Source organism: Myxococcaceae bacterium JPH2 (assembly GCA_016458225.1).
In the GTDB taxonomy this organism is placed as follows: Bacteria; Myxococcota; Myxococcia; order Myxococcales; family Myxococcaceae; genus Citreicoccus.
Window position 1 is genome coordinate 59,716 of sequence record JAEMGR010000018.1, and the last position, 4,504, is coordinate 64,219.

4 protein-coding genes are annotated in these 4,504 nt (G+C 67.3%); 2 read left to right on the forward strand and 2 right to left on the reverse strand.

The window, feature by feature from the left end; translation table 11 throughout:
• The first annotated feature begins 39 nt into the window (after positions 1 to 39).
• Complete coding sequence (locus tag JGU66_25450) at positions 40 to 861, forward strand: fatty acid desaturase (GenBank protein MBJ6764134.1); 822 nt, start codon at positions 40 to 42, stop codon at positions 859 to 861.
• Here JGU66_25450 and JGU66_25455 read toward each other — a convergent pair.
• Positions 854 to 2,269 (reverse strand): B12-binding domain-containing radical SAM protein, encoded by a 1,416-nt coding sequence (locus JGU66_25455; protein MBJ6764135.1) that lies wholly within the window; start codon positions 2,267 to 2,269, stop codon positions 854 to 856. The genes JGU66_25450 and JGU66_25455 overlap by 8 nt on opposite strands.
• 161 nt (positions 2,270 to 2,430) lie before the next feature.
• Entirely contained in the window at positions 2,431 to 3,291 is an 861-nt protein-coding gene (locus JGU66_25460; protein MBJ6764136.1) for a peptidyl-prolyl cis-trans isomerase, read from the reverse strand.
• A 389-nt stretch (positions 3,292 to 3,680) separates the two neighbouring features.
• Between JGU66_25460 and JGU66_25465 the strand changes: the two genes are divergently transcribed.
• The gene (locus JGU66_25465; GenBank protein ID MBJ6764137.1) at positions 3,681 to 4,463 is read left to right on the forward strand and encodes a peptidyl-prolyl cis-trans isomerase; all 783 of its coding nucleotides are present in this window, start codon (positions 3,681 to 3,683) and stop codon (positions 4,461 to 4,463) included.
• Positions 4,464 to 4,504: the final 41 nt, after the last annotated feature.

The window sequence follows — 4,504 nt, forward strand, 5'->3', positions numbered from 1 at the left end:
GTGCGGTCCCTCCCTTCGTTCCTCCCTCCGAGTCCCGCCATGTCCGCCGAGTCACCGCGCTTCCGAGTCAGCCCCATCATCGTCGTGTACATGCTGGTGGTGCATGCCCTGGCGGCCTTGGCGTTCGTGCTGCCGTGGCCACCGCATGCGCTGCCGGTGGCGCTCACGCTCTATGTGGCCATCGGCCTGGGCACGACGGTGGGGCTGCACCGGCTCATCTGCCATCGCGCTTTCGAGTGTCCCCGGTGGGTGGAGTACGGCCTCGTCACGGTGGCCATGCTGACAGGGCAGGGCAGCCCGCTGCTCTGGGCCGCCACGCACCGCATCCACCACGCGAAGGCGGACACGGAGGGCGACGTGCACTCGCCGGAGCGCGGCCTCTGGTACGCGCACATGGGCTGGATCCTCAACGAGGCGTCCACCCATGACGACGCGTGGCGCACGTGGTGCAAGGACCTCGCGGAGGACCGGTACTACCACTGGCTCTTGCGCTTCCGCCTGGGGCCCCAGGTCATCGCGGTGCTCGTGCTCGGATTGACGCTGGGGTGGCGGACGCTGCCCGCGTACTTCTTCCTGCCCATGGTGTCCTGGATGCAGAGCACCTACGCGGTCAACTCGGTGTGCCACGCGCGCGCTTTCGGCACGCGGGTGCACGACACGCGGGACCACAGCCGCAACGTCTGGTGGGTGAGCGTGCTCGCGCTGGGCGAGGGCTGGCACAACAACCACCACGCGTTCCCCGCGTCCGCCCGCCACGGTTGGGTCTGGTGGCAGGTGGACGTGGGCTGGACGTTCATCCGCTGCTTGCGCGCGGTGGGGTTGGCGCGGCAGGTCCACCTGCCCACGCCGAACCTCAGGTGAGCCGCTGGGGCTCCAGGCCCAGCGCGGCCATCTGCCGCACGTCCCACTCCTCCAGCGCGTCCATGCCCGCGATGTAGCGGCGCGCGGGGTTCTTCACCGGATTGCGGATGCTGAGGATCTCCGGTCCGGAGAAGAGGATGGTCGTCTTGTAGCGCGGCATGTCGCTCATCGTGAGCTTGGACCAGTAGTGCCTGGCGATGTTGGGCAGGCTCCCCAGCTCGCTGCACAGCCGATGGAAGTGCTCGATGACCTCGGACGGGTGAAGCTGCTTGGGGCGGTGGCACAGCGTGTAGCCGTCATAGTCGCGGCTGATGGTGCCCGGGAGCAGGCGGCCCTCGGCCTGCAGCTCGCGGAAGAAGGGCGTCTCGGGATAGGGGCAGACGATGCCGAGGAAGGTGATGGAGAAGTAGCGCAGGTCCGAGAGGTACTGCGGCAGTTTGAGCAGGTAGTCGTTGGTGTCGCCGTCCGAGCCGACGATGAGGCCGAAGGACAACAGGATGCCGGCGGAGAAGACGCGCTGGATGACGGCGTCCACCTCCGACAGCTTGTTCTGTCCCTTGTTCATCGCCTTGATGGAGTCCGGGTTGAGCGACTCCAGGCCCGTGTACACGTAGCGGCAGCCCGCCTTCGCCATCAGCTTCACGAGTGACTCGTCCTTGAGGACGTTGAAGGTGAGGGCGCAGCCCCAGGTCTTCTTCAGCGGGATGAGGGCCTCGCACAGCTCCCGCAGGTACTTGGGCGAGCCGCCCAGGTTGTTGTCGAGGAAGACGAACGCGTCCTCCATCATCCCGAGGTAGTTCGGGTTCCAGCGCATGCGCGTCTGGATCTCATCGATGACCTGGGGAATGGGGCGGAAGCGGTAGCGCTCGTTGCCGGTGAGGACGCAGAAGTTGCAGGAGAACGGGCACCCGCGCGACGCCTCGATGCCCGGCAGGCGCACCTTGTTGTGCGTGAAGTCGATGAGCTCGTAGCGGTACGGCTGGATGGCCGCCGCGCCCTTGGACGGCAGGGCGTAGCGCTTCTGGAGCGCGCCCCGCTCGAAGTCCGCGATGAGCGCTGGGACGTTGGTCTCGGGCTCCCCGGTGATGACCGCGTCGAAGTAGCGCTCGGCGTCCTCGGGGAAGTAGCTGGCGTGGCGTCCCCCGCCCACCGTCTTGATGCCGCGCTGGCGCAGCAGCGTGGAGAGCACCTTGGTGTGCTCGTAGTACGAGTGCAGGTACGAGAAGAAGACGAGATCCCAATCCCGATCCAACGGGATGTCCGCCTCCTTCTCGTTGAAGATCTCCACCTCGGCGTCCGCGGGACACAGTCCGGCGATCAGCTCCGGGACCGAGGACTGCATGATGGAGGGTTCCTTGACGCGCAGCCGGGTGGGGTGCGTGTACGTGGCGATGACAGCGATCCGCATGCGGTGGCTTCCAGGCTCTTGGCGAGGAACGCCGGCCCAGGCCCCGTGCTTGGTCGTGAGCCCCCCGGTCATTCCGTGGAATCAGAATGACCCGGTGATTCAACCCTGGCAAAAAACCTCGGGCGAAAGTGATATCAGGGCCTGTCGCGGAGTCCCCGAAGTCAGGGCGTGGGGCCAGGACGCGCGGAGCCCACGCCGTCCGCCTGGACCCGGACCGCGCCCAAGGCGGCGTCGTCTACCTGGACGGTCGTCTTGGTCTTGAGGGCCGCGACGAGTGTGTCGACCGCTCCGGCGCGGCGCTCCATGAGCACGCGGCTCTCGATGCGCGGGCGGACCTGGTCCATCGTCAGCTCGAGCGCGGGCTCGCGCACCATGAGCTTGAGCACATGCATGCCGCGCTCGGACTCCACCAGGGCCAGGTCATGCATGGCTTGGAGCCCGAAGGCCGCATCCGCCACCGCCTTCCCCCAGCGCGCGGAGAGCTGCTCGTGGGTCAGGGTGCCCAGGTCTCCCGAGGCGCCCTTCGAGGCGGCGTCATCCGAGCGGGCCTGCACCGAAGTGGAGAAGGCGATCTTCGCCGGGCCGGACTCCTTCTTGCGGATGTCCGCATAGAGGGCCTCGGCCTCGGCCTTGACCGCCGCGTGCTTGGCGTCATTCGCGGCGGACGCCAGGAAGATCTGGGACACGCGGACCTTGGCCGGCTGCACGAACTCGGACAAATGATCCTGGTAATACTTGTTCAATTCCTCTTCGGTGAGCGGACGGACCTCCGCCTGCTCCGCTTGCCGCTGGATGAGACGCTGCACCAGCAGCTTCTCCAGCGTGCCCTTCACCTCGGGGTCCTGCTCCAATCCCTGACGCCGCGCTTCCTGGAGGAGCAGCTCGAAGCGCACCATGTTGTCTAGGAATTCCTTCTTTGCCTCAAGCGTGGCGAAACGCGAGCGGATAAGGGGTGGCTGGGATTCCAGTTTCGCCTCGATCTGCTGGGCCGTGATGGTTCCCTCCCCCACCCGAGCAACCACTGCGCCTTTCGCCTCGCTGGCCGCTCCGCCACCTGAACCCTTGCATGCACCGAGGAGCAACAGGGCTGTGGTTGACGCTGCGGCTATCTTCAGGATGTTCATGAATTGCAAATCCTAACGGTAATTCCGAACAGGGCGGACCCCCGACGGGGGAAACGTGGCTGCTAGCACCGTACCAAAGCGGCCCGACATCACTCAAACGTGCTCGGGGTTGGGCATTGAAAATGAATTGGCAGATCGCGCAGACTGCGCGCCGTCCAGCTGCTTTGCGATTCGAGGACAATTTGCGTCAGGCCAACAGGGCAGGGTGGGGATGGGTGGCGTGGTTGGTACTGGCAGGCTGCCAGCCGCCCTCGTCCGCACCGTCTCCAGCACAGACTCCGTCCGGAATGGCGGACGTCGCGGCCCGCTTCAAGGGCGGCGTCATCACGCGCGAGGAGCTGCAGCGCGAGGCATTGCGGCTGCCCCCCGCGCTCCGCACGCAGTTCGAGAATGCCGCCGGGCGGCGCGAGTTCGCGCAATCCCTGGTCGACAAGCGACTGCTGGTGGATGAGGCGAAGCGGCGGGGCATCGCGCAGCGTGAGGACATCGCGCGGCAGGTGCGGGAGCTGGAGGAGCGCCTCGTGGTCCAGGCGCTGCTCGCGGAGGAGGAGCGGGCTGCTCCTGCTCTCACCGAGACGGAGCTGCGGAGTGCGTACACGGCGAACCGGACGGACTACGCGCAGCCAGAGCGCGTGCATGTGGGGCGCGTGCTGGCGGCGGTGCCGGAGGGAAGCAGTGCCGCGGATCGCGCGAAGGCGCGGGCACGCGCGGAGGGCTTCGCCCGTCGCTTCAAGGCGGGTGAGACGCTGGCGCGGATTCAAGGCAGCGGAGATGGGCCGGAGCGGGCGCTGGGGGGCGACCTGGGCCTGTTCGCGCGAGGCGAGTTGAAGGACCGACGCCTGGAGGACGCCGCGTTCGCGCTGCGTGAGGTGGGCCAGGTGTCTTCGGTGGTGGAGACCGCGGAGGGGTTCGCGGTGCTCCAACTCATCGAGCGGCGAGAGGGGCGGATTCCGCCGTTCGAAGAGGTTCGGGGAGAGGTCGAGGGGCGGATGGCGCCGGTGCGCCAGCGCAAGGTTTTCGATTCGCTGCGCGCCCGGCTCCGGGACGCGGCGGACGTTCATTTCGAGTAGACGGCGCGTCGGGGACGCGTTGAGGGGAGAGGGGGAAGACC